This window comes from Pseudomonas azerbaijanorientalis (assembly GCF_019139795.1).
In the GTDB taxonomy this organism is placed as follows: Bacteria; Pseudomonadota; Gammaproteobacteria; order Pseudomonadales; family Pseudomonadaceae; genus Aquipseudomonas; species Aquipseudomonas laurylsulfatiphila.
In genome coordinates, this window is sequence record NZ_CP077078.1 from 2,870,091 (window position 1) to 2,893,534 (window position 23,444).

General features: G+C 61.2%; 20 protein-coding genes. 5 read left to right on the forward strand and 15 right to left on the reverse strand.

All coding sequences use genetic code 11. The annotated features are described in order from the left end of the window. Positions 1-8 precede the first annotated feature (8 nt). The 6 genes from KSS91_RS12760 to KSS91_RS12785 form a co-directional block, all read right to left on the reverse strand. Positions 9-1,496 (reverse strand): amidohydrolase family protein, encoded by a 1,488-nt coding sequence (locus tag KSS91_RS12760; RefSeq protein ID WP_217838191.1) that lies wholly within the window; start codon positions 1,494-1,496, stop codon positions 9-11. Further along, a complete protein-coding gene (locus tag KSS91_RS12765) occupies positions 1,493-2,689 on the reverse strand; it encodes an amidohydrolase family protein (RefSeq protein WP_217838192.1) in 1,197 nt (398 codons plus the stop codon). The genes KSS91_RS12760 and KSS91_RS12765 overlap by 4 nt, the downstream gene beginning before the upstream one ends. Before the next feature lie 132 nt (positions 2,690-2,821). After that, a complete protein-coding gene (locus tag KSS91_RS12770; protein ID WP_217838193.1) occupies positions 2,822-3,904 on the reverse strand; it encodes an extracellular solute-binding protein in 1,083 nt (360 codons plus the stop codon). 16 nt (positions 3,905-3,920) lie between these two features. Beyond that, positions 3,921-4,709: an ABC transporter permease gene (locus KSS91_RS12775; protein WP_007995935.1), complete on the reverse strand. Its 789-nt coding sequence runs from the start codon at positions 4,707-4,709 to the stop codon at positions 3,921-3,923. Further along, on the reverse strand, positions 4,706-5,623 hold the full coding sequence (locus tag KSS91_RS12780) for an ABC transporter permease (RefSeq protein WP_015094870.1): 918 nt from the start codon (positions 5,621-5,623) through the stop codon (positions 4,706-4,708). The genes KSS91_RS12775 and KSS91_RS12780 overlap by 4 nt, the downstream gene beginning before the upstream one ends. A gap of 1 nt (position 5,624) precedes the next feature. Beyond that, positions 5,625-6,710, reverse strand: coding sequence for an ABC transporter ATP-binding protein (locus KSS91_RS12785; RefSeq protein ID WP_104448379.1), 1,086 nt, complete (start codon positions 6,708-6,710; stop codon positions 5,625-5,627). Between the two features lie 141 nt (positions 6,711-6,851). On the opposite strand from KSS91_RS12785, the gene KSS91_RS12790 reads away from it, so the two are divergent. Then, the gene (locus tag KSS91_RS12790; RefSeq protein WP_007973313.1) at positions 6,852-7,541 is read left to right on the forward strand and encodes a GntR family transcriptional regulator; all 690 of its coding nucleotides are present in this window, start codon (positions 6,852-6,854) and stop codon (positions 7,539-7,541) included. A gap of 220 nt (positions 7,542-7,761) precedes the next feature. Further along, positions 7,762-9,873: a hybrid sensor histidine kinase/response regulator gene (locus KSS91_RS12795; protein ID WP_217838194.1), complete on the forward strand. Its 2,112-nt coding sequence runs from the start codon at positions 7,762-7,764 to the stop codon at positions 9,871-9,873. Between the two features lie 175 nt (positions 9,874-10,048). On the opposite strand, the gene KSS91_RS12800 is transcribed toward KSS91_RS12795, so the two are convergent. Both KSS91_RS12800 and KSS91_RS12805 read right to left on the reverse strand, forming a co-directional pair. Then, the gene (locus KSS91_RS12800; RefSeq protein WP_217838195.1) at positions 10,049-10,570 is read right to left on the reverse strand and encodes a DUF4142 domain-containing protein; all 522 of its coding nucleotides are present in this window, start codon (positions 10,568-10,570) and stop codon (positions 10,049-10,051) included. Positions 10,571-10,613: 43 nt separating this feature from the next. Next, a complete protein-coding gene (locus KSS91_RS12805) occupies positions 10,614-10,790 on the reverse strand; it encodes a hypothetical protein (protein WP_217838196.1) in 177 nt (58 codons plus the stop codon). Here KSS91_RS12805 and KSS91_RS12810 point away from each other — a divergent pair. After that, a complete protein-coding gene (locus KSS91_RS12810) occupies positions 10,789-11,022 on the forward strand; it encodes a DUF465 domain-containing protein (protein ID WP_015094874.1) in 234 nt (77 codons plus the stop codon). The two genes, KSS91_RS12805 and KSS91_RS12810, sit on opposite strands and share 2 nt — an antisense overlap. 275 nt (positions 11,023-11,297) lie before the next feature. On the opposite strand, the gene KSS91_RS12815 is transcribed toward KSS91_RS12810, so the two are convergent. The 5 genes from KSS91_RS12815 to KSS91_RS12835 all read right to left on the reverse strand — a co-directional run bounded on the left by KSS91_RS12815 (position 11,298) and on the right by KSS91_RS12835 (position 15,738). Beyond that, complete coding sequence (locus KSS91_RS12815; protein WP_217838197.1) at positions 11,298-12,377, reverse strand: SMP-30/gluconolactonase/LRE family protein; 1,080 nt, start codon at positions 12,375-12,377, stop codon at positions 11,298-11,300. After that, positions 12,374-13,519, reverse strand: coding sequence for a sterol desaturase/SRPBCC family protein (locus KSS91_RS12820; RefSeq protein WP_217838198.1), 1,146 nt, complete (start codon positions 13,517-13,519; stop codon positions 12,374-12,376). Before KSS91_RS12820 ends, KSS91_RS12815 begins: the two co-directional genes overlap by 4 nt. A gap of 106 nt (positions 13,520-13,625) precedes the next feature. Continuing rightward, positions 13,626-14,489, reverse strand: a complete 864-nt coding sequence (locus KSS91_RS12825; RefSeq protein WP_217838199.1) for a LysR family transcriptional regulator — start codon at positions 14,487-14,489, stop codon at positions 13,626-13,628. Positions 14,490-14,648: 159 nt separating this feature from the next. Then, complete coding sequence (locus KSS91_RS12830) at positions 14,649-14,963, reverse strand: SCP2 sterol-binding domain-containing protein (protein WP_015094878.1); 315 nt, start codon at positions 14,961-14,963, stop codon at positions 14,649-14,651. A 64-nt stretch (positions 14,964-15,027) separates the two neighbouring features. Continuing rightward, positions 15,028-15,738 carry a histidine phosphatase family protein gene (locus KSS91_RS12835; RefSeq protein WP_217838200.1) on the reverse strand — a complete coding sequence of 237 codons (711 nt, stop codon included), beginning with the start codon at positions 15,736-15,738 and terminating at the stop codon, positions 15,028-15,030. Positions 15,739-15,939: 201 nt separating this feature from the next. On the opposite strand from KSS91_RS12835, the gene sohB reads away from it, so the two are divergent. Then, on the forward strand, positions 15,940-16,962 hold the full coding sequence (sohB, locus tag KSS91_RS12840) for a protease SohB (RefSeq protein ID WP_126045583.1): 1,023 nt from the start codon (positions 15,940-15,942) through the stop codon (positions 16,960-16,962). A gap of 350 nt (positions 16,963-17,312) precedes the next feature. Next, complete coding sequence (locus tag KSS91_RS12845) at positions 17,313-21,200, forward strand: dermonecrotic toxin domain-containing protein (RefSeq protein ID WP_217838201.1); 3,888 nt, start codon at positions 17,313-17,315, stop codon at positions 21,198-21,200. Positions 21,201-21,252: 52 nt separating this feature from the next. Here KSS91_RS12845 and KSS91_RS12850 read toward each other — a convergent pair whose 3' ends face one another. Both KSS91_RS12850 and KSS91_RS12855 read right to left on the reverse strand, forming a co-directional pair. Continuing rightward, complete coding sequence (locus KSS91_RS12850) at positions 21,253-21,747, reverse strand: DUF934 domain-containing protein (RefSeq protein ID WP_007976503.1); 495 nt, start codon at positions 21,745-21,747, stop codon at positions 21,253-21,255. Then, positions 21,731-23,389, reverse strand: coding sequence for a nitrite/sulfite reductase (locus tag KSS91_RS12855; RefSeq protein ID WP_217838202.1), 1,659 nt, complete (start codon positions 23,387-23,389; stop codon positions 21,731-21,733). The genes KSS91_RS12850 and KSS91_RS12855 overlap by 17 nt, the downstream gene beginning before the upstream one ends. Positions 23,390-23,444 lie beyond the last annotated feature (55 nt).

Sequence of the window (23,444 nt, forward strand, 5' to 3'; positions counted from 1 at the left end):
AGAATTCCCTAAAGGAGAGGCTCGATCGCGCTCAGTGGCGACTGTGCGCTGTAGTCGTCGGCGAACGGGATGGCCGGCTGGAACAGGCTTTTCCAGTCCGGTTGGCCGAAGGCCCGGTCACTGTGGCTGCGCATCAGTTTTTCGAATTGGCGTTGGGCCTGGCGTTGCAGGGCGGGGTAGTCGACGCCCTCGACCTGGCCGTCCTGCATCACGCAGCGGCCATCGATGTAGCTGGCGATGCAGTCGTCGCCGCGACCGGCCAGTAGAAGATTTTTCAGCGGGTCGAACAAAGGCCCCAGGTGCATCCCGCGCAGGTTGAACACGCTGATGTCGGCCTTGCACCCCGGTGCCAGTCGGCCGAGATCGTCGCGGCCCAGGGCCCTGGCGCCGCCGAGGGTCGCGGCGTTGTACATATCCAGTGTGCTGGTCAGTGAGTTGCCGCTCTCCATCAGCCGGGCGATGTTCAGACCCTGACGCATGTTGTCCAGCAAGTCCGCCGGCCAGGTGTCGGTACCGAGGGCGAAGTTGACGCCCTTGGCCCGATAGCGGCCAAACGAATTCAATGCCTCGCCGTCCCGGGCAAACACCACCGGGCAATGCACCAGACTCGCGCCGCCATCCACCACTCGCTGAAGATCGTCATCACCCTGGGTGTAGATGCCGTGGGGCAGCAGGCTGCGCGGGTTCAGCAGCCCGAGTTGCTGCAACCAACCCAGCGGCGAGGTGCCGCGCAGTTGCTCGACCATCGCCATTTCACCGAGGCCCTGGCAGCAGTGCAGGCGCATCGGTGCGTTCAGTTCCCGGCTCAGCGCGGCGGTGCGTTGCAGCAGTGCCGGGGTGCAGGTCTGGATGCGATCGGGCAGCAACGCGCCGCGAATCAGGCCGTTGTTCGCGCCGTCGAAATCCCGGAAAAACCGTTCGGCGGCATCGAGGCCGGCCATGCCCCGGGCTTCGTCCCAGTGGTGCGCCAGGGTGCCATCGGCGCGCCAGTAACTCATGCCGCTCATGTAGCAGGGGCCCAGGTAAGTGCGCAGTCCCAACTCGGCCGCCACGCCGGCGACCGCCGCAAACTCGTCGTAGGTCTCGGCCCACTCGCGGTAATACATCGACGTGATCGGCATGGCCGTGGTGATGCCGTTGCGGATCAGTTGCGTAAAGGCATAGCGGTATTTGAAGACTTCTTCTTCGGGGCTGTAACTTTCCCGCGATCCGCGCGCCAGATACTGCGCCGACCACATCCGGCCCATGTCGCGCTCGTCGCCGTTGTCCAGGGTCAGTACCGTGGAGTCGAGATCGCCAAGGGCATCCAGATCGATGAAACCGGGGCCGATCAGCGCGTTGCCGTAGTCGATCCACTGATCCACCGGACCCGGATAACCGCGCCCGACAAACTCGATGCGCGAGCCTTCGAACACCACTTCGCCGTCGCGCCACAGCACATGTTGCGTGCCGTCGAAGCCGACCACGCAACTGGCTCGCAAGCCGATGCGCTTCACAGACGGCTTTCCAGCAAACGACCGCCCGCAGCGATCAAACGACCCGCGCGATAGACTTGACGCGGCGGTCGCGAAACCACCGCCTCACCCAGCGTTTGCACGGGCATCAGCAGGAAGTCCGCCGGCTGGCCGACCTGCAGGCGATTGGCTGCGCAACCCAGCGCCTGGGCGCCGTTGACGGTCGCCGCCTCGAACGCCGCCGCCAGTTCTTCGTCCTTGTTCAAATCGAAACGGAACGCCAGCAGCATCGCGCGCTCCAGCATGTCGCCGTTGCCCATCGGCGACCAGGCATCACGAATGCCGTCCGAGCCCAGGCACAGATTCACGCCGGCTTCGCGCAGGGCCAGGAACGGCGGCACCGCGCAATCGGCCGGGGCCGAACTCATCAGCGAAATACCCAGTGTCGCCAGGCGCTCGGCCACCGGTTTGACCTGGCTCCATGGGAGCATGCCGAGGCAGTAGGCGTGGCTGATCATCACCCGGCCTTGGCGGCCGAAGCGCTCGGTGTAGTCGGCGATGAGCGCGATCTGCCACAGACCCAGCTCACCCTTGTCGTGCAGGTGAATGTCGACGCCACGGTCAAATTCGCTGGCCAGCTTGAAGACGAAATCCAGTTGGGCAATCGGGTCGTTGTCGATGCCGCACGGGTCCAGGCCACCGACGTTCTCCACGCCCAGGGCCATGGCTTCGCGCATCAGTTCGGCGGTGCCGGGGCGGCTGATCAGGCCGGTTTGCGGGAACACCACCAGTTGCAGGTCGATCAGGTCGCGGTATTGTTCGCGCAGTTGCTGCATGGCCTCGACATGCCGCAGGCCGAATTCCGGGTCGATGTCGACGTGGCAACGCATGGTCAGTGAGCCCCGGGCGATGCAGTTTTCCAGCAGGGCGCCGGCCCGTTGGGCGATGGGGGTGGAGACTTCGCGCAGGATGCGCCGTTCGTTGGCGATGTAGTCCTTGAGGGTCGGACCGGCGCTGTTGGGGCGCCAGGGCTGGCCCCAGAGGGTTTTGTCCAGGTGTACGTGGCTTTCCACCAGGGCGGGGGTGAGCAACTGGTTCTGGCCGTCGATGTCGGTGGCGGCCAGGGCCTCGTTCGAAGCCGGACGGCGTTGGGTGAACCGGCCGTTTTCGATCAGCAGGTCTTCGGCGTGGGTGCCGTAGGGGCGCACGTTGCGCAGCCAGCGGGGTTGGGTCATTGCAAACCTCAAGTTGTATGTTGTCAGGGCCGGCCTCTTCGCGAGCAAGCCCGCTCCCACATTGTCCGTGTGAACATTGGAGATCACTTGTGGGAGCGGGCTTGCTCGCGAAGGCCGCGACTCGGTTTCGGATCAGCCCTTGAGCTTCGCCCAGATCCGGTCCTGCAGTTCACGCGCCTTGTTGCTGCATTCCTTTTCAGGACGCAGGCGCGAGGCGAATTCGTCGGGCATGTTGATGGCATCCATCACCCGCCATTTGGCGTCGATCAGCTTGTCGCTCTGGATGCCGTTGGCGTAGGCGATGGCGTTGGACACGGCGGCGGCGTTTTCCGGTTTCATCATCCAGTCGATGAAAATCTTCGCGTTGCCGGGGTGTGGCGCGCTCTTGGGTACGGCGAAGTTGTCCTGGAACATGGCCAGGCCTTCCTTCGGATACACGTACTTGATGGTGCTCTTCTGCAGGGTGGCGCGGGCAGTGGAGCCGTTCCAGTTCTGCATCATGATCACTTCGCCGGAGGCCATGCGGTCGACGGTGTTGTCCGAGCTGTACATCTTCAGGAAGGGTTTCTGTTTTTGCAGCAGTTCGAGGATGCGCTTGGCGTCCTGCGGGTTTTCGCTGCACTCGTCGACATTCAGGTAGTGGCTGGCGGCGTTGATCACGCTACTGGAAGTGTCGAGGGCGGCGAGCTGGCCTTGCAGTTCCTTGCGCGGCTCGAAGAACTCTTTCCACGAGTCGTCGAGCTTGCCGCCGGGCACCCGGGCGCTGTCATAGGAGAACCCGGTGGTGCCCCACAGGTACGGTGCCGAGAACTTGCGGCCCGGGTCGAAGCTTGGGTCGCGGAACGCCGGCTTGACGTACTGGAAGTTGGGCAGGGCCGAGGCGTCGATTTCCAGCAGCAGGTCCTGGTTGATCAGGGTGCGCATGATCGATTGCGACGGCACGATCACGTCGTACGCCGCGCCGCCGGCCTGCAATTTGGCCAGCAGGGTTTCGTTGCTGTCGTAGCCGTCCATGGTGACCTTGATGCCGGTCTCCTTTTCGAACTTGGCCAGCAGGTCGACCGGGTAGTAATCGGTCCAGTTGTAGAAGAACAGCTCCTTGGGCTCTGCGGCCTGGGCGCTGAACGTGGTGAGTGCGGTGAAGCAACTCAAGGCCAGACCGGCAACGGCGAAACCGGCAGCAGCAAAACGGGGGCTTTTCACTTTCTTGCTCATAAAGAAGTCTCCAGGCTCATTGTTGTTTGCCGCGCTGTCCCAGCCAGAAGGCCAGCACCACCAGCACGATGGAAATCACCAGCATCAGCGTTGAAATTGCATTGATCTCCGGCGTCACGCCGGCCTTGATCGCCGAGAAGATGTACACCGGCAAGGTGGTCGAACCGGGACCTGCGACGAAGAAAGTCATGATGAAATCGTCGAGGCTGACCACGAACGCCAGTACCGAACCGGACAGCACCGCCGGCCACAGCAACGGCAAGGTCACCCGGCGAAACACCTGCCAGGGGTTGGCGTACAGGTCGTTCGCCGCTTCCAGCAGGCTCTTGTCCAGGTCATTGAGCCGCGCGCGGATCGGCAGGTAGGCAAAGGGGATGCAAAAGCCGATATGGGCGACGATTACCGTCAGCAGGCCGAGCTTGATTCCCAGTGCCATGAACAGCAGCAGGGTGGCCACGGCCGTGACGATCTCCGGCAGGATCAGCGGCAGGTTGATCCCGCCTTCGACCATTTTCTGTCCGTAGAACGGTCGGTACGTCGCCAGCGCCGCGAGCAGGGCAATCGCCGTGGCGCAGACCGTGGCGATGCTGGCGACGATGATCGAGTTCAACGCCGCGGTCTGGATCGACGGGTTGGCCAGGATGCGTCCGTACCAGGCAAACGAGAACTCGGTCCACACCGTCGCCGAACGGTTGGCGTTGAAGCTGTAGGCGATCAGCACGAAGATCGGCAGGTACAGATAGGCCAGCATCAACAGGCTGACTTCACGGGTCAGCGGCAGTTTCTTCAGGTGCAGGGCAATCATGCTTGGGCTCCTGGGCGTTGGGTCTTGGCGGCATTGCGGCTATAGAGGGCGTAGAGCACCAGGGACAGCAACATGATCCCCAGCAGCAGGAACGACAGCGAACTGCCCAGCGGCCAGTTGCGCGCGGTGCCGAACTGCTGCTGGATCAGGTTGCCGATCATCAGCGTCTTGCCGCCACCGAGGATCGCCGGGGTAATGAAGGCACCCAGGCTCGGCACGAACACCAGCAAGGCACCGGCAATCACCCCCGGCATCGACAGTGGCAGGATGATCCGCCGCAAGGCATGCCAGCGATTGGCGCCCAGGTCATAGGCGGCTTCCACCAGGCGCCAGTCGAGTTTCTCCAGGGTCGAGTAGATCGGCAGGATCATGAACGGCAGGAAGCTGTAGACCAGGCCGACGCTGACCGCGAAGTCGTTGTAGAGCAGGGTGATGCCACCGGCCTGGGGGAACAGCGCGTTGAGGCTCTGGGCGACCCAGCCGTGTTCGCGCAGGATGATCAGCCAGGCATAGTTGCGAATCAGCAGGTTGGTCCAGAACGGGATGGTGATCAGCAACACCATCAGGTTGCGTCGGCGCGGTGTCAGGCTCGACATCCACAACGCCACCGGGAAGCCGAACAGGAAACACAGGACCGTGGTGCCGCCGGCCTGGAACACCGAGCGCAACAACGCCTGGGCATAGACCCAGTTCAGCTCCAGTTCGCCGTCGAAACCTTCCTGAAAGAACAGCTGCACATAACTTTGCAATTGCCAGTCGGCCTGCCAGTCGACGCCGCCATAGACGTTGCGCGGCAACAGGCTGATGTAGCCCATGATGCCCAGCGGAATGGCGATCAGGGCCAGCAGGGTCAGGACGACCGGGCTGAGCAACAGCGCGCGGTTGAGGGCCGGGGAAGTGCTGCTGACGCTCATCTCAGGCCTCCATCAACAGGCAGGCGTGGGGCGGCAGGTTGACCGCGACGCGATCGCCCACCACCCGCCCGTGGCTCAGGCCTTCGTTGTTCTCGCGCAGCATGACCTTGATGTCGTTGTTCAGGCGGCACTGATAGAGCGTGGCCGTGCCGACGTACAGCACGGCCTCGATCACGCCGCGCAGGTGATGGGGCTGCGACGGCTCGACCAGTTGCGAACGCTCGGGGCGGAACGCCAGTTGCACCTTGCTGCCGTCAAAGCCCTGGGCCGGGCAGGGGATTTCCACGGGCATGCCGTTGGGCACGAAGAGCTTTTCGTTCTGCTGGCCACGCTTGAGATGCCCGGGGAGGAAGTTGATGTCGCCGATGAATTGCGCGACGAACTGGTGCTGCGGGCGCTCATAGATTTCGTTGGGCGTGCCGATTTGCAGGATCTTGCCGGCGGACATCACGGCAATGCGATCGGACAGAGTCAGCGCTTCTTCCTGATCGTGGGTGACGAAAATGAAGGTGATCCCGGCCTCTTTTTGCACGCGCTTTAGCTCGACCTGCATTTCCTTGCGCAGCTTGAGGTCCAGCGCCGACAGCGGCTCATCGAGCAACAGCACTTTCGGTTTCGGCGCCAGGGCCCGGGCCAGAGCCACCCGTTGCTGTTGACCGCCGGACAGTTCGGCCGGTTTGCGTTTGGCCAGGTGCTGCATTTGCACCAGCGCGAGCATTTCCTCGACCCGCTGCGGGATCAGTTTGCGATCAAGGCCCTGCATCTCGAGGCCGAAGGCGATATTCTGCGCAACACTCATGTGCGGAAACAGCGCATAACTCTGGAACACCGTGTTGACCCGACGCTTGAACGGCGGCAAATCGTTGACCGGCTCGCCCGCGAGGCGGATCTCACCGTCGCTGACGTGCTCGAAGCCGGCAATGGTGCGCAGCAGGGTGGTCTTGCCACAGCCCGAGGGGCCGAGCAGGGTGAAGAATTCGTTGTCGGCGATGTCGACAGAAACATTGTCGAGGGCTGGCGCCAGCCCAGGGTCGTCGGAATATCGCTTGGAGACGTTTCGCACTTCAATTGCAACTGGATGACCCATAATGGTGCATTCCTCTAATTATTGTATGCAAAATCTGGATGCAATTTAGAAATACCCGGATTAATCTGCTCGTGCAAGCCCCTTTTTCAAAAGGCTGACCATTCGCCAGGGTTGTTTGCACAGGGCGCAAGGAGTTGATGAATGACGGAAAAGAAACTGGAAACCACGGTCGACCGCGTCTACCAAGGGGTTTACGAGGCGATCAGCAAGCGTTCGTTGCGTCCGGGGATGAAGCTGGGCGAAGCCTCTCTGGCCGAGTTGTTCAACGTCAGCCGCACGTCTGTGCGGGCTGCGCTCAAGCAGTTGGAGGCCGATGGCTTGGTCACCACCGAGCCCAATAAAGGTGCATCGGTGTCATTGCCCAGTGACGAGGAGATCCGCTCGCTGTTCGAAACCCGGCGTCTGGTCGAGATCGGTATCGTCAGTGAACTGTGCCGTCGCCGTGATACGGCGGTGACCCAGGATCTGCGCGATCACCTGCTGCTGGAAGATGAAGCACATCAAAGCGGTGATCACGAACGGCTGATTCACCTGCTCGGCGAGTTCCATATCAAACTGGCCCGCAGCCTGAACAATCCGGTATTGCTCGACTGGTTCCAGAAGCTGATTTCCCGGGCCTCGCTGTATGCCGCCGCACTGGATGACGACAGCCACGAAGCCTGCCGCGACGATGAACACCTGCGGTTGATCGAGTACATCGAAGCGGGCAACCAGAGCGCGGCCATCGAGCTGACCTGCATGCATTTGAATGGCATCGAGAAAGCCATTCTCGATGTCGCGGCGACCCTGAAAAGCAGTTACAACCCGCTCAAGCATTTGATTGAGGTGTAGTGCACGGTCTCTCGGTTACTGAGGACCAAAGTGTGGGCTTGCTCGCGAAAGCGGTGTATCAGCAGGCGAATATGTTGAATGGCACACCGCTTTCGCGAGCACGCCCGCTCCCACAGGGGATCTCCGGTAGCCCGCCAGAATCAGCTATACCTCTATGAAACGAATCGCGCCCGGGATGCTCGAAACAAACGGGTGCCATTTACCGGGATAGAGCCAGCCGATGCAGTTTCTAGCGGATAGCCACGGGTGTGCCGGGTGGAGCGGCGAAATGGCCGGGCGCATTCGTGCGTTCGACTGGAGCCGGACCGAACTGGGCCCGCTCGACTCATGGTCCAGGAGCCTGAGCAGCGCGGTGCAGTTGATGCTCGCCTCGCCGCTGCCGATGGTGATGCTCTGGGGCCAGTCCGGGTACATGATCTATAACGACGCTTATTCCAAGTTTGCCGGTGGGCGTCATCCGTACCTGCTCGGCTCCGCCGTGGAACTGGGTTGGCCAGAAGTCGCCGAATTCAATCGCCACGTGGTCGACACCTGCCTGGCGGGCGGCACCTTGTCCTATCGCAACAAAGAACTGGTGCTGCTGCGTGACGGGGTTCCGGAAGATGTCTGGATGGACCTCTACTACAGCCCGGTAGCCGACGATGACGGACGCCCGGCCGGGGTCATGGCCATGGTGGTGGAAACCACGGATCGGGTGATCTCCGAACGTCGGCGACAGGCGGCTGAAAACGCCTACCGTGCCGACAACGAACGGGTGCGCCTGGCGCTGAACGCCGGTGCATTGCTCGGCTCTTTTGTCTGGGACATCAAGGCCAACGTGCTGTCGGGCGATGAGCGTTTTGCCCGCACGTTTTCCTATCCCCTCGGGCAAGACCTGGAAAACCTGTCCCAGGAAATCGCAGAAAGTCGCATCCATCCAGACGACCGCAGCTGGGTCCGGGAACGCGTCAAATTGTCGGTGGAGACGGGCGAGCCCTATAACGTCGAATACCGGATTCGGCGCCCCGACGGCAGTTACCTCTGGGTACTCGCCAGTGGCTGTTGCGAGTTCAATGAACAGGGCGAGGCGTTTCGTTTCCCCGGCGTGCTGATCGACATCCACGAACGCAAGACCGCCGAAGAGTCCCTGCTCAAGTTCACCCGCAACCTGGAGCACCGGGTGGCCGACGAGGTCGAGGCGCGGCTGGCGGCGGAAGAACAATTGCGCCAGTCACAGAAGCTGGAAGCCATCGGCGGCCTCACCGGCGGTGTGGCCCATGACTTCAACAACCTGCTGCAAGTGATCGCCGGTAACCTGCACTTGCTGGCGCGCCATGAGCGAGGTAACGCCAATGTGCAGCGCCGGGTCTCGGCGTCGATTGCCGCTGTCGAGCGCGGTGCCAAGCTGTCCTCGCAATTGCTGGCATTCGCCCGCCGCCAACCCTTGTCGCCTGCGGTCTTCACATTGCGGCAGATTTTCGATGGCCTGGCGGAGTTGTTGCTGCGTGCCCTGGGTGAAACCCTTCAGGTTCACATGACGGCACCGGAAGATTCCTGGAATGTGTTTGTTGATCGCAACCAACTGGAAAACGCCATTCTCAATCTGGCGATCAATGCCCGTGACGCCCTTCAAGGCGAGGGCAGGATTGACCTGTGCGCGGAGAACATCGTCCTCGATCGCAAGTTTTGCGCCGGTAGGGGCATTGCCCCGGGGGACTATGTGCGGGTGTCCGTGACGGATACCGGTGTCGGCATGCCGCCGCAGGTGCTGGCCCAGGTGTTCGAGCCATTCTTCACCACCAAGGCCGACGGACAGGGCACCGGATTGGGCTTGAGCATGGTGTTTGGCTTCGTCAAGCAGAGTGGCGGTCATATCGAAATCGCCAGTGACGTGGGGCGGGGGACCCGGGTGCAGTTGTACTTTCCGCGCACCTTGCGCGCGGTACCCAGTGAAACGCCGGGCCCCGATATGCCGCAACGGGGTGGGCACGAACGCATCCTGGTGGTCGAGGACAATGAGGCCGTGAGAGTGTCGGCGGTGGAGTTGTTGTGCGAGGAGGGCTATCAAGTCCTCACGGCCACCAACGCAGACGCTGCCATGCAAATGTTGCTGGAAGGGGTGACGGTGGACCTGATATTCACCGACGTGGTCATGCCCGGCCTGATCAAGAGTTCGGACCTGGCGGCCTGGGCGAAAGTGCAGGAGCCGCCGGTGGCGGTGCTGTTCACTTCGGGGCATACCCGCGACATCATCTCGCGCAATCATCAGCTTAGCCCGGATACCCATTTGCTCAGCAAACCCTACAGTCCTGAAGCGTTGACGCAAATGGTGCGGACCGTTCTTGGCGGCTGACAAAATTCCCTGTGGGCGAGCTAACGCTCGGCCTGTAGGAGCTGCCGCAGGCTGCGATCTTTTGATCTTGATCTTCCGCCCCCTTCGACATTGTCAAAAATCAAAATCAAAAGATCGCAGCCTGCGGCAGCTCCTACAGGCAAACACTCTCCCATCAGTACCATGGATGGCACAGTTACTTGCTCGGATGGGCGGCCTGGAGTTTTTTCGCCATTTCCAGGTGTTTTTCCAGCGCCGGCAGCATTTTTTGCGCAAAGCCCTTGAGCTCGGTGGCGCCTTTGACCTGGTCGTCCGTCACCGTATCGGCTTCCTTCTTGAACAGGTCGATGGCTTCTTCATGGGCCTTGACCTGGTTGTCGGCATAGGCCGCGTCGAAGGATTCGTCGCGCATGTCGAGGATTTTTTCCTTGGCTTGTTTGGTCAGCGTCGTGCTGTCCGGCACTTCGATGTCGAATTTTTTCGCCAGGGCGGCCAGTTCATCGTTGGCCTTGGAATGATCGGTAATCATCATGTTGGCGAATTTCTTGACGTCGGCTGATGCACTTTTTTCCAGGGCCAGCCGGCTGGTCTCGACTTCGGCGATGCCGCCGGCGGCCGCTTTGTCGACAAAGTCATTGGAAGTAGCAGCCAGGGCACTGCCCATGCAGCTGCTCATTGCGATAACCAGGGCCAGTTGACGTACGTTGAGTCTGTCCATCGGTGATTCTCCACACAGGTTTTCAAAGGTGATCGAGTGATCGTTAACCGGTGGAGGCGGCGGCGCAGACAAAGGTTTTATCGCATTTGCGACAGGACGACGAACGGGCACCGCTGGTCTGACAGATGGTCGACAGAACGGGCCAACCGAGGCCATTCTGATAGTTGGTGAACGCAATCAGTCGGCGTTTGCTACCGATTAACAAACGGAGGTGTTCCATGCCGGTGCCCCATGACCTTTTTCAGGATCTGAGTTGCACAAAGGAAGAAATCCAGCAGAAACGCACCAAGGATCCGTTACTGGATTCACTGATCAACAAGTATTCCCAGGCTGATGCCGAAGTGGTGAAAGCGGAGGAAGCCAAATCCAGCGATGACGCGGTGACGAAGCTCAAGGCGAAGCGCTTGGAGGTCAAGGACAAGATCGTCAAACAACTCCAGTTGCGGTCCTGATCCAGCGTGCCTGCCACCGACGATCGGTGACTGGAAAGTTGGAAGGGCCACCAGAACCGGCACCTCGAATGCTCAGAGACCGATATTACGGCTCTCAACGAGGTGCCTCATGACCCAGCCCGAATATCCCGGTGAACTGAATGCTGTCCCCTGTGGGAGCGGGCTTGCTCGCGAATGGGGCCTGCCAGTCAATGTCGATGTTGAATGTGCTGACGCCTTCGCGAGCAAGCCCGCTCCCACAGGGGTTCTACGGTGAACTCAGGCAGGTGCACCGATCATTGCAACGCCTTGCTCAAAGGCAACCGCGCCATGTTCTGTGCCTTCAGTGAACCGAAATACAACCAGTCCCCATACTCGCGCACTGTGGTGATCGGTGAGTAGTTGTCGCTGCTGCCGTCCTGCAGGTTGGCGATGACCTTGCCTTCAAGGTCCAGGCCCAGGGCGAACCCGCGCTTTTCCACCGGTTTGGGCAGGACGGTCATGGCTCGCACGATCATCTTGCGCACGAAGGGATGCGCCGCCGTGCCATCTAGCAGGGCATTTCGAGGGGCATACAATGCCACCCAGAACCGGTCGTGACCATTGAACGACAGGTTGTCCGGCAGGCCCGGCAGGTTGTCGATGAACAGGTCCTGGGTGCCGGCCTTGGGGCCGCTGAGCCAATAGCGGCTGATGCGGTAGGCGCCGGTTTCATTGACCAGCACGTAGGCGTCGTCCGGTCCCAGGGCCACACCGTTGGCAAACTCCAGCTTGTCCAGCACAACCGACGTTTTGCCGGTCTGGAAGTCGTAGCGCAGCAATCGACCATCACCACCGTGTTCGAGCACGGCCTCACCGTCGTGGCCATAGCCGAAGCGGCTCGAAGCATCGCTGAAGTAAGCGTAGTGACCAGGTTTGTCGATGACCACATCGTCGGTAAAACCGAAGGGAACGCCGCCGGCCTCTGTGGTCAAGGCCACCAGGCGACCCTGGGCGTCGAGAGACAACAAACCCTTGACGGCATCGGCGATCACCAGCAGGCCATTGGGATGCCGGGCCAGGCCCAGTGGCCGGCCACCTGTGTCGGCCAGGACTTTGGTGGTCTTGCCATCCAGGCTGGTGCGGATCAGGCGCCCGTCGTGCAGGCCGGTGATCAGCGTGTCGTTTTCCAGCAGCAGGGCTTCCGGCCCGTCGATGTCGGCGGCACCGACGCGTTCCATGCCTTTGAGGCGCTGATTGTCGGCGTAGATTCCGCTGGCGAGGGACGGCGCGGGTTGTGGCGTCCAGGCCACCGGTCGTACTTTGGTCGGCATCAGCAACAGGAAGGCGCCGATGACGACAACGACCAGCAGCAGGCATTTGAGGATTTTGTTCACGCGTTGACTCCGGTTGCCACCAGGTATTTCTGCGCCATCTCGCGCAATGCTCGCATCGACGCCGCCGATTCCCGGTCGATGCGCCGCTTGAGCAACAACCGGTTGGCAAGCCGCATCGCCAGACCGCTGAATTGGTACTCCAGGGTGCGGACGAAACGTGTGTCCTTGCCCAGGGCTTCGCATTCGTAGGTGACCACCAGCGACAGGCCATGGTCACCCTGGGCACGCGCGCTCCAGCGCTGGCCGGGCAGGTACTGCGCCACTTCCCAGCGCAAGTGTCCTTCACGGCCGCCGGCGCGGATGTCCTCCTCGAAACGTGCGCCGGCATGCAATGGACCTTTGGGCCCATCGATGTGCAGCGACGACGGGTGCCATTGCGGCCAAAGGGTCACGGTGCTGGCGTAGGCCAGTACATCGATCGGGTGTCCGGCAATGACAATCTGATGCTGCATGCGGGTCATGGGCGTTCTCGTCGGGTTGAGCGGCACGGGCTCCGGCTCCCAATAGAGGGTGCCGAACAGGTAGTCCATCAGCGGGAAAACGATGTTGAAATTGCGCTCCTGCATCAGTTCGCGGCGGTGGTGCAGTTCGTGCAGGCGGCGCATCTGGCGGATCCACGGCAGCCGTGTGAGCGGATTGTGCGGTGGCAGATGCTCGCAGGCATGGAACACTTCATAAGTCAGGTAGCCGAGTACAAGAACGCCGCCGACCAGTCCGGCGACGTTGGTATCGATGTGCTTGAGCAGCCACCAGAGGGGCAGGGCCACGACTAGTGTGTGCAGTACGATCAGCCATGCCGGAAACAGGATCACCCGCCAGTCGCGGGCGCTGTCGTAGGTCATGTGGCCTGGGGTGAAAAAGCTGTGGTGGTCGCCGGCGTGACGGGCATAAAACAGCCGGGCGAATCCCTTTTTATGATGCCCCAGGTGGCGATGCACCATGTACACGCCGAGGTTGAACACTAGCAGCGTGACCGGCACTGCAATCCATTGCGCCGGCTGTACCTGATGCACGTTGCTCCAGAAAACGCTGATCGCCAGCGCACCGAACAACAGGACAAAAGCGCCGTGCAGCCAAGGGTTGTAGAGCGGATGAATGGCGGCGCGGTAGCGGCTGCGGAATCCTTCGGTGGTCTGCCTCACTGCAATCACCTGTCGTTGTTGTTATCTCCTGCAGATTAGTCGATTGCGCTGTTCTGGCGGGGCGAACCTTGAGGACACAACGGCCATGATCCGGTGCAAACCGGTTTCAGGTCAGCGGGTCCCAGCGTTGCGACCAGTCTTCGTCGGAATCGATCACCTCGCGCAGCAGGTCGAAGGCGCGTTGCAGCGTCGGCGAGTCACGATCGCGGGAGTAGACCAGATAGGTCGGGTAGCTGAATTCCGGAGCCTTGGGCACCCGTTCCAGGGCACCGCTATCGAGATAACTCTGCACGACACGGGTACGGAAGTAACCACTACCGCCGTTTTCGAGAAGGTACTGCAAGCCCAACGGGCCAAGATTGAAACTCAGCGCCGCCTTGGCTTTTTCCGGCAGGGCGGCATCGTGCTGGCGCCGGAATTCGGCGCCCCAATCGATGTACACATAAGGATCGGGCCTGTCGGCCAGGCGCACGAGAATCAGTTTTTCTTCGAGTACCTGCTCGACCTGCAAACGCGGCCAATACTCGGGCTGATACACCAGCGCAGCATCCAGAACGCCCAACTCCAGTTGGCGCAGGAGGTTTTCGCCCTCATGGATTTCCATGCGCAGGGCGTGGCTGGGGATGTGCTTGCGGATTTCGCCGGCCCAACCGAGCATCAGCGGGTTACACAGGCTCACCTCGCCACCGATGTGCAGCACATCGCGATAACCCTCGGGCAAGGGCAGATCACGCCGCGCGGCGTCCCAGGTTTGCACCAGTTGGTTGGCGTACACCACGAACGCTTCACCGTTGGGCGTCAGGCGAGCACCGGCACGATTGCGCACGAACAGGGTACTGCCCAGTTGGCTCTCGAGTTTCTGCACCCGTGCGGTGATCGCGGTCTGGGTGACATGGAGCTTTTGCGCGGCGGCAGCCAGGCTGCCATGGCGGACGATTTCGAGGAAGGTGCGGGCGAGGTCGATGTCCATGGGGTGGCCGGTGTGGGAGATTGAGGCATTGTAAGAGCACAAACCTCACAGGCACCACTCATACCCCTCGCCACAGGGCAGACAAAAACGACGAATCCCGCCACTAGGGGCGGGATTCGTTTGCAGCAGGCACGCTCCCGAAGGCCGGGAGTCAGGTGCTTACGACGGGAACAGCTCGGACAGTTTCATGGCCAGCATCATGTCGCCTTCAGCGCGCAGTTTGCCGCCCATGAACGCTTGCATGCCGTCAGTCGAACCGTCGACGATGCCTTCCAGGGTTTCGCCGTCCATCACCAGAGTCACCTGGGCGTCCGGGTTCTCGCCTTCCTGCAGCTCGCAAGTCTGGTCTTTGACAATCAGCGAGAAGTTCTTGGTGTCGTCGATGCGGAAACCGAAGACCAGGTCCAGGCCGGCAGCAGCGGCTGGGTTGAACTTGGCTTTCATTGCTTGTACGGCGTCTGCTACGGAGGTCATGGTTCGATCCTTTCTTGGGTAATAAGAGCAGGGTGATTACTGCCAGGGTCACAATAGTCCGGACTCAGCGAAACGTGATGAGCTCCGGGGCCTTCAACAGTTGCAGGTGCGCATGACTGTTGAAGGAAGCCAGCGACACCTCGCGACCACGAAACTTAAGCTGGTTGAGCGAGGTGTTGACGATTTGCCAGTTCAATTCAAAGGCCTGCCGGGCAGGCATTTGCGTAATCAGGTGGAGCAGGGCGGTGATGGTGCCGCCGGAAGTGAACACGGCGATTTTCTGGGTGTTGTCGGCCTGGTCGAGGATGCGATGCAAGCCGCCCCGCACCCGCTCGACAAACCCCAGCCAGCTTTCCAGGCCCGGTGTGTCGTAGGTACCGGTGAGCCAGCGCTCGATGATCAGGGCGAAGATGCGTTGGAACTCACCACGGTTTTGCGCGGCGTTGCGCAAGATGTTCAGCGCTTCGGGTTCGTCCGGCAACATGGCCGGCAACAGCGCGCGGATCACCGCGTCGGCGTCGAATTCGTTGAAGGCGGAGTCGGTTTCCAGCAGCGGCACCGGCAGGCCCACCGCGGCGAATTGCTCCAGCGCGCTGTTGGCCGTGTGCTGCTGGCGGCGCAGATCCCCTGCCAGGCAGCGGTCGAAGCTGATCCCGAGTTCGGCCAGGTGCCGGCCAAGGATTTCAGCCTGACGAATGCCGGTCGGCGACAGGACGTCGTAGTCGTCTGCACCGAAGGAGGCCTGGCCATGTCGAATCAAATAGATACTGCCCACGTCCGCGTCATCCCGGTACGTTGAAGGTTTGGCGAGGTTATGAGGATGGCGGTGAGCTGTCAATGAAAAAACATACGCTTGTTTGAAATGCTTGTTACAGGCCCGTTGCCAGAGGTTTCACGGCTGGTCGCAAGGTCGGCGCATGGGTATGCTGGAGGTATCCCGCGCGCGTTCAAGCCGCGCATCGTTTGAGGAGTCCCCGTGGAGTTTTTTTCCGAGTACGCCATTTTCCTGGCCAAGACCGTGACCCTGGTGATCGCCATTCTGGTGGTCCTGGCCAGTTTTGCGGCCCTGCGCAGCAAGGGGCGGCGCAAGTCGTCCGGCCAGTTGCAGGTCAGCAAGCTCAATGATTTCTACAAAGAGCTGCGCGAACGCCTGGAGCAAACCTTGCTCGACAAGGACCAGCTCAAGGCCCTGCGCAAAACCCAGGCCAAGACCGACAAGAAGCAGAAGAAAAAACCCGAGGTCAAACCCCGGGTGTTCGTGCTCGATTTCAACGGCGATATCAAGGCTTCGGCCACCGAAAGCCTGCGCCACGAAATCACGGCCTTGCTGACCCTCGCCACGCCCAAGGACGAAGTGGTCCTGCGCCTGGAAAGCGGCGGCGGCATGGTTCACAGCTACGGCCTGGCTTCCTCGCAACTGGCGCGTATCCGCGAAGCCGGCGTGCCCCTGACCGTGTGCATCGACAAGGTCGCGGCCAGTGGTGGCTACATGATGGCGTGCATCGGCCAGAAAATCATCAGCGCACCGTTCGCGATCCTCGGCTCGATTGGCGTGGTGGCGCAGTTGCCCAACGTCAATCGCCTGCTGAAAAAGCACGACATCGACTTCGAAGTGCTGACCGCCGGTGAATACAAACGCACCCTGACCGTGTTTGGCGAAAATACCGAGAAGGGCCGGGAGAAGTTCCAGCAAGACCTGGACATCACCCATCAACTGTTCAAGAACTTCGTGTCGCGCTACCGTCCGCAACTGGCGATCGATGAAGTGGCCACCGGCGAAATCTGGCTCGGCGTCGCGGCGCTGGACAAGCACCTGGTCGACGAACTCAAGACCAGCGATGAATACCTCGCTGAGCGCGCCAGCAAGTCCGAGCTCTATCACTTGCATTACGCCGAACGCAAAAGTCTGCCGGAGCGCATCGGCATGGCCGCCAGCGGCTCGGTCGACCGCGTGCTGTTGAGTTGGTGGAGCCGTTTGACCCAGCAACGTTTCTGGTAACGGGCCAGGAAATATTGCCAAACATCCAGCCGGGGTATTTGCCCCGGTTTTTTTTTGGTGTTTTCAGTGGTTTGGAGGCCGCGCGGGCGCGGTCTCTTGTGGGAGCTGGCTTGCCAGCGATGGTCGTTAACGATAACGCGTGTGGACTGGATGAACGCGGCGCACTTGAGTCCATCGCCAGCAGGCTGGCTCCTACAGGTTCCCGGGAACCTTTTTTTGCCTGCGAACGCTTGCCCGATGTCTTCCACGGCACGGCGAAATCTCTGAAGGCGTCAGGCGATCGTTCCTGCTTTCGGCAACGCGGCGGCTGGTTATGTTGGTGTTCCAAAAACAGTTGCCATGGAATGCACATGAATGACCATCAGACACCGCTAAATCCCCAGCCTGTGCCGCTGCGCGAAACACTGCAATCTGTGGTGAGCGCGGCTTTACCGCAATCTCCCGAGCAGTTCGGTGCGCAGTTGATCAGGGAGAAATGGGGGCAAGACATCGACCCGCACACTGCGCTGTTAGTCACTCTTGATTACCACTACCGCGGGCACCCGCCGCAGGACGGCATCGAGCAGGGGCAGGTGGCAAGCACCCAAACCCTGGTCCAGGCGTTGCTGGAGAATTACCAGACCGTCGGCGACGGGCGCTTCGCCGAAAGCGTGTTTGGCTTTTACACACCGCCCGATGTCGGCCCGTCCATTCGCATCGTGGAACATGTCGATGAGTTCGCCGACCACGGTAATGGCAATCACCATACCTACGAAGGCATCTACCGCCAGACCACGCCCCAGGTGTATGGGCCGACAACGCAAATTGCCCTCAGGCCGGCGGCGTTCAAACAGTGGGTGTGGGAGCTGGATTTGCAAACCCGCTATCAGGCTTACCTTGATCGCACCTGGCCCTCTGACAAGCGAATCGTCCAGGCGCAGCCTTACGACCTGAGAACCTCGGCCAAGGCCGCCTTTATCATGAGCGCCTGCCTGCAACACCAGGAGGGCAGTTTGAGTCAGGAAGGCCTGGCCCTGGCCATGCAGGCCGCCGGGTTGCCGGCGGAGCAGGCGTGGAGTGCGTTGACCATCGATCAGCTACAGGCGCCGACTCGTGTCAGCGCACTGATCGAGGCCGGTCGGCTGACGATCTATCGCTACACCTCGGACGATATCTGGTGTTATCGCCACCGTCACAGCGGTCGGGTCCTGCTGAATATCCCGGGCAACTCCTCTCCCTTGCATGAATTCACCGACTGGCGACACTTGCGCCAATGGATCGTGGCCCAGGGCCAGGTGCCGGCCACACGCCAGGCGCTGCTCGCGCATTTTGCCGAGAACGATCGGGAAGACGGCACTTTCCATGCGGGCGTGTCGACCGCGCTGGAGGGCATGGCGGTTTACCCGAACGAACACTGGCTGAAAAGGAGCGCCGGGCTCTTCAACGACGACGGTTTCTGGGACCCGCAGGATTACATAGATCTTGAGCGAGCTCACTCCGACACCGATCCGTTCGCGCAACTGGTGCTGACGATGAAGCAGGCCTCGATGGCCAGCGTCAAAACCATCCGTGACGATGCCCAGGTCAATCGCGATAACCTGAGCGCGGTGGTGGAACCGCTGGTGCGCTGGATCAACCGGCTGGGGCCATTGGCATTGTTCATTCCGGGAGGCGAGGGTGTCCTGGTGCTGGCCGGCCTGATCGACGCCGGTTATGGCCTTGATCAGGCCATCAACGGCAAGACACCGGAGCAGCGCTCCGAGGGCGTGATGCGCACCGTGTTCGGCTTGCTCAATGCGCTCCCGCTGGTCGGGGCTGTGGTGGCACTCAAGGGCGAAGAAAAAATCGCCGGAACCCTGCACGAGCCTGGGGAGCCCTCGAGCGAGCCGCATCCCGGCACGCTGGCCAAGCCCGTAGCCGGATCGGTTCCGGCGTCGGTGTCGACTCGCATAGAGCTGTTGCGTGAGGTGTGCGCACCCCATGCTGCCTTCAGTGATGAGGTACTGGGGCAGATCGCCCGGGTCAGCACGGTCGACGACGATATGCTGCGCCTGATGCAGGCGGGGCGCCCACCAACGCCGTTGCTGGCCGATACCATCACACGCTTCAAGCTCGATCAGGAACTCGAAGCCGTCGCCGATGCGCAAGCGCGGGCCGGATTGTTCAACGCCCGCTATCAGGCGCTCCAGCACTCGGAGCGGGAATGGGTTCGCCTGTTTCAGCGCGAATACCCAGGATTGCCGAAAGGCGCCGTGGAGCAAATCCTCGACCGGTCGGGAGTCGACATCCATCGGCCCTTCGACGCTGACGAGGCGCTGCAATTGCTCAAGCGACTGGACAACAAATCGCGGGACTACCAACAGCATGTACGACTCAACCGGGCCTATGAAGGCTTGTACTTGCGTTCGGTCCTGCATCCGGAAACCGATGTCCTGGCACTGCACTCCCTGCATCGCCTGCCCGACTGGCCGCAAGGCCTGCGCATCGAGGTACTCGACGGGGCAATCAGTGGCCGTGTCCTCGACCGCTGCGGTCCGCTCGATTCCACGGATTGCCGGCGTTTGATCAAGGTCGGTGAGCGCTATCGATATACCGCGGTGGCGGCTACCGACGGCGAGGGTTCGGATCTGTTTACCGCGCTGCTCGACCTCTTGTCTGTGGAGGAGCGTACGGCGATGTCGCTTCACTCGCCGGATGCTGCCAGCGAGTTGCGGTTGCGCATTGGCGGTCATGCCTTGGCCCGTTCCGAGTTGATACTTGGCTTGAATCGAATGGATTCGCGGTTGCCTTTCGAAGCCTTGGGATTGCGCGGTGGCGGTTTCCCGAACACGCCACAGGCCGCAGCGCTGACCCATGGTGTCATGCGTCTGCAGATCAAGGATCTGTATCCGGATTTCACCGATGCCCAGGCGGATGAGTTGCTGATTGAAGCGGGTGCCGGGGCTCAGGCGCTGGTGGATCGCCTGATAGCGCAGATGCAGCAGTTGCATGCCGATCTGCGTCAGTGGATCGACCAGTCCGTGCTGGATGCCGATGACATGGACATCGATTTTCTGTCCGTTGGCGATGATGAAGCAGAGGGCATGACCCTGGGGCAGGTGGCGGCGCACAATGTCCAACTGCTGCAAACCGTGATCGATTACGAGCGTGAAACTCGGACCGAACTGGGCGATGAACTGATGAGCATCTGGCAAAAATGCGCGCCCCGGATCAATAGAGTGATGTCGGGTGAGACGTTTTCCGGGTACAGGCTGGACCTGGCTTTCGAGGACTACCATCGGTTGCCGACGATGAACGTACGCTTCAATGAGGTCGTCGAGTTATCGATGCTGGGCCTGCACCTGATCGAGCGCGAGAGCCTGAGCGCCTTTCTCGAAAGCTTTCCGAACCTGCGTTCCCTGAGCCTGGAGCGTGTCGACCTGCGTCGACTCAACGCAAACGGCGTACTGGAAGGTGTGTTGACTCCACCGATTCGGCAAATGACCCGTCTCACTACGCTGAACCTGAGCGCCACTTTGCTGCAGCTTCAGGAGAACACGGCTGCACAGTTGGGTGATCTGGTGAGCCTGCAAGCGCTGGACCTGAGTGACAACCCTTTGACCGTCCCGCCCGTTGTCCTGGGGCTCAATGAGTTGCGTGTATTGAACCTGAGAAACACCGGGATCAGCCGTTGTCCGGTGGGCATCGCCGATCAGCCGTACCTCACCTCGCTCGACTTGCGAGGCAACCGGATCAGCCGGGTTCCCCAATCGATACTGAATCAGGCGGTCTCCCGGGACCGGGTGAAACTGTGGGGTAATCCGCTGACGGATGAAGATACCTTGCTGCGCTTGGTCGATCATCGCGAGCGTACCGGCATCAATCTGTGGCTGAGTGAACCGGGTGCCGATTACGGCAGTGCGACGCCCTGGCTGGAGGAGGGCGATGAAAGCCTGCGCGAGGCGCGGCAACAGATCTGGCAACGACTGGCCGTCAAGCCATCGGGCAGTACATTGCTGCGGGTCATGGATGGATTGCGCCTGACGGCGGATTTCCAGGTCGGCTATCTGTCGCTGCAGGCGCGTGTGTGGCACTTGCTGCACGAAGCGGATACGTCAGAGGAGTTGTGGGGCTGGTTGCGTCAGAGTATCGAATCGCGGGTTGGCGATGCAGAAAACCCGTTCAGGATGTTCGTGGTGCTGGAAGAACGAGTTCGGTTATACCGTGACTGGGTGGCCATGGGGCGGCCGATTCCGCTGGTGGAACATCCGGTGTTCTAGCGCGAAGGGTAAACCCCCTTGAGCCCCGGGGCCGGGGTTCAAGGGGTGACGGTCAGCGGCGACGGAACAGCGGCAGCGGTTCGTCGGTCGCGGCCTGATAGGTCACCGAGAAGTCCTTGAGGCCTTCAAGGGCTTCGTGCGGATCCTTGTCGGGGCGAATGGCGAACGCGTCGAAACCACAGCGATGCATGTAGAACAGTTGGTCACGCAGCACGTCACCAATGGCCCGCAATTCGCCCTTGAAACCGTAACGGTCACGCAGCAGGCGGGCGTTGGAGTAGTTGCGGCCATCGGTGAATGCCGGGAAGTTCAGGGCAATGACCTGGAACTGCGCGACGTCTTCACCGATTTCCTCGGCTTCTTCATCGGCGTCAAGCCAGATGCCCAGGCCGCCGTCGCGGGCCAGGAGCATACGGCTGTGTTCGCGCCACAACTGCAAGGGGACGATGTAGTCGTCGCAGTTGGTGATCTCGTCGATGCTGAAGTCCTTGGGCAGCAGGTGCCAGGTCTCGTCGACGACCTCGTTGTTCTTAATGATTCGCTGCATAGACACGCTCCTTGAAGAGGTCGATACCAATACGCTGATAGGTGTCGATGAAGCGTTCGTCTTCGGTACGTTGTTCGATGTACACGTCGATCAGCTTTTCGATCACGTCAGGCATGGCTTCCTGGGCAAAGGACGGGCCGAGGATCTTGCCCAGACTGGCGTCACGGCTGGCGCTGCCGCCGAGGGAAACCTGATAGAACTCTTCGCCTTTCTTGTCCACCCCGAGGATGCCGATGTGGCCCACGTGGTGGTGGCCGCAAGCGTTCATGCAACCGGAGATGTTCAGGTCCAGCTCGCCGATGTCGAACAGGTAGTCCAGGTCGTCGAAACGGCGCTGGATCGATTCGGCGATCGGGATCGACTTGGCGTTGGCCAGGGAGCAGAAGTCGCCACCCGGGCAGCAGATGATGTCGGTCAGCAAGCCGATGTTCGGCGTGGCGAAGCCTTGCTCGCGCAGCTCGCCCCACAGGACGAACAGCTTGTCCTGCTCGACGTCGGCCAGAATGATGTTCTGCTCGTGGGAGGTACGCAGTTGACCGAAGCTGTAACGCTCGGCCAGATCGGCCACGGCGTCGAGCTGTTTGTCGGTGATGTCGCCCGGTGCAACGCCGGTAGGCTTGAGGGACAAGGTCACGGCCACGTAGCCCGGTTTCTTGTGGGCCAGGGTGTTGCGTGCGCGCCAGCGGGCGAAGCCCGGGTGCTGCAGGTCGAGCTCGGCCAGGGCGGCGGACTGGTTGTCCAGGGCCTTGTAGTGCGGGTCGACGAAATGTTTGGCGACGCGCTGCACTTCGGCTTCGGTCAGCGTGGTCTGGCCACCGCGCAGGTGCTCCATTTCCGCGTCGACTTTCTGCGCGAAGACTTCAGGCGTCAGCGCTTTCACCAGGATCTTGATCCGCGCCTTGTACTTGTTGTCACGACGGCCATAGCGGTTGTAGACCCGCAGGATGGCGTCGAGGTAGCTCAACAGGTCTTGCCATGGCAGGAACTCGTTGATGAATGCCCCCACCACCGGCGTACGGCCCAGACCACCACCGACCAGCACACGGAAACCCAGTTCGCCAGCGGCGTTGTGCACCGGCTCAAGGCCGATGTCATGGACTTCGATGGCGGCGCGGTCGGAAGTCGAACCGTTGACGGCGATCTTGAACTTGCGCGGAAGGTAGGCGAATTCCGGGTGGAAAGTCGTCCACTGGCGCACGATCTCGCACCATGGGCGCGGGTCGATCAGTTCGTCGGCGGCGACACCGGCAAACTGGTCGGTGGTGACGTTGCGCAGACAGTTGCCGCTGGTCTGGATCGCGTGCATCTGCACGGTGGCCAGTTCAGCGAGAATGTCCGGAATGTCTTCCACGGCCGGCCAGTTGAACTGCACGTTCTGCCGGGTACTGATGTGGGCGTAGCCCTTGTCGTAGTCACGGGCGATCTTGGCCATCATTCGCATTTGCCGCGAAGTCAGTTGGCCGTAAGGCACCGCGACTCGCAACATAGGCGCGAAACGCTGGATATAAAGGCCATTTTGCAGGCGCAGGGGGCGGAATTCTTCTTCGCTCAGCTCGCCTGCCAGATAGCGTCGGGTCTGATCACGGAACTGCTTGACGCGGTCCTCGATGATCCGCTGATCGTATTCGTCGTATACGTACATATAAGTCCTGTTCTCAGGCTTGGGCCGGTCGGAAACAGCGGCGTTTTTTGGCTGG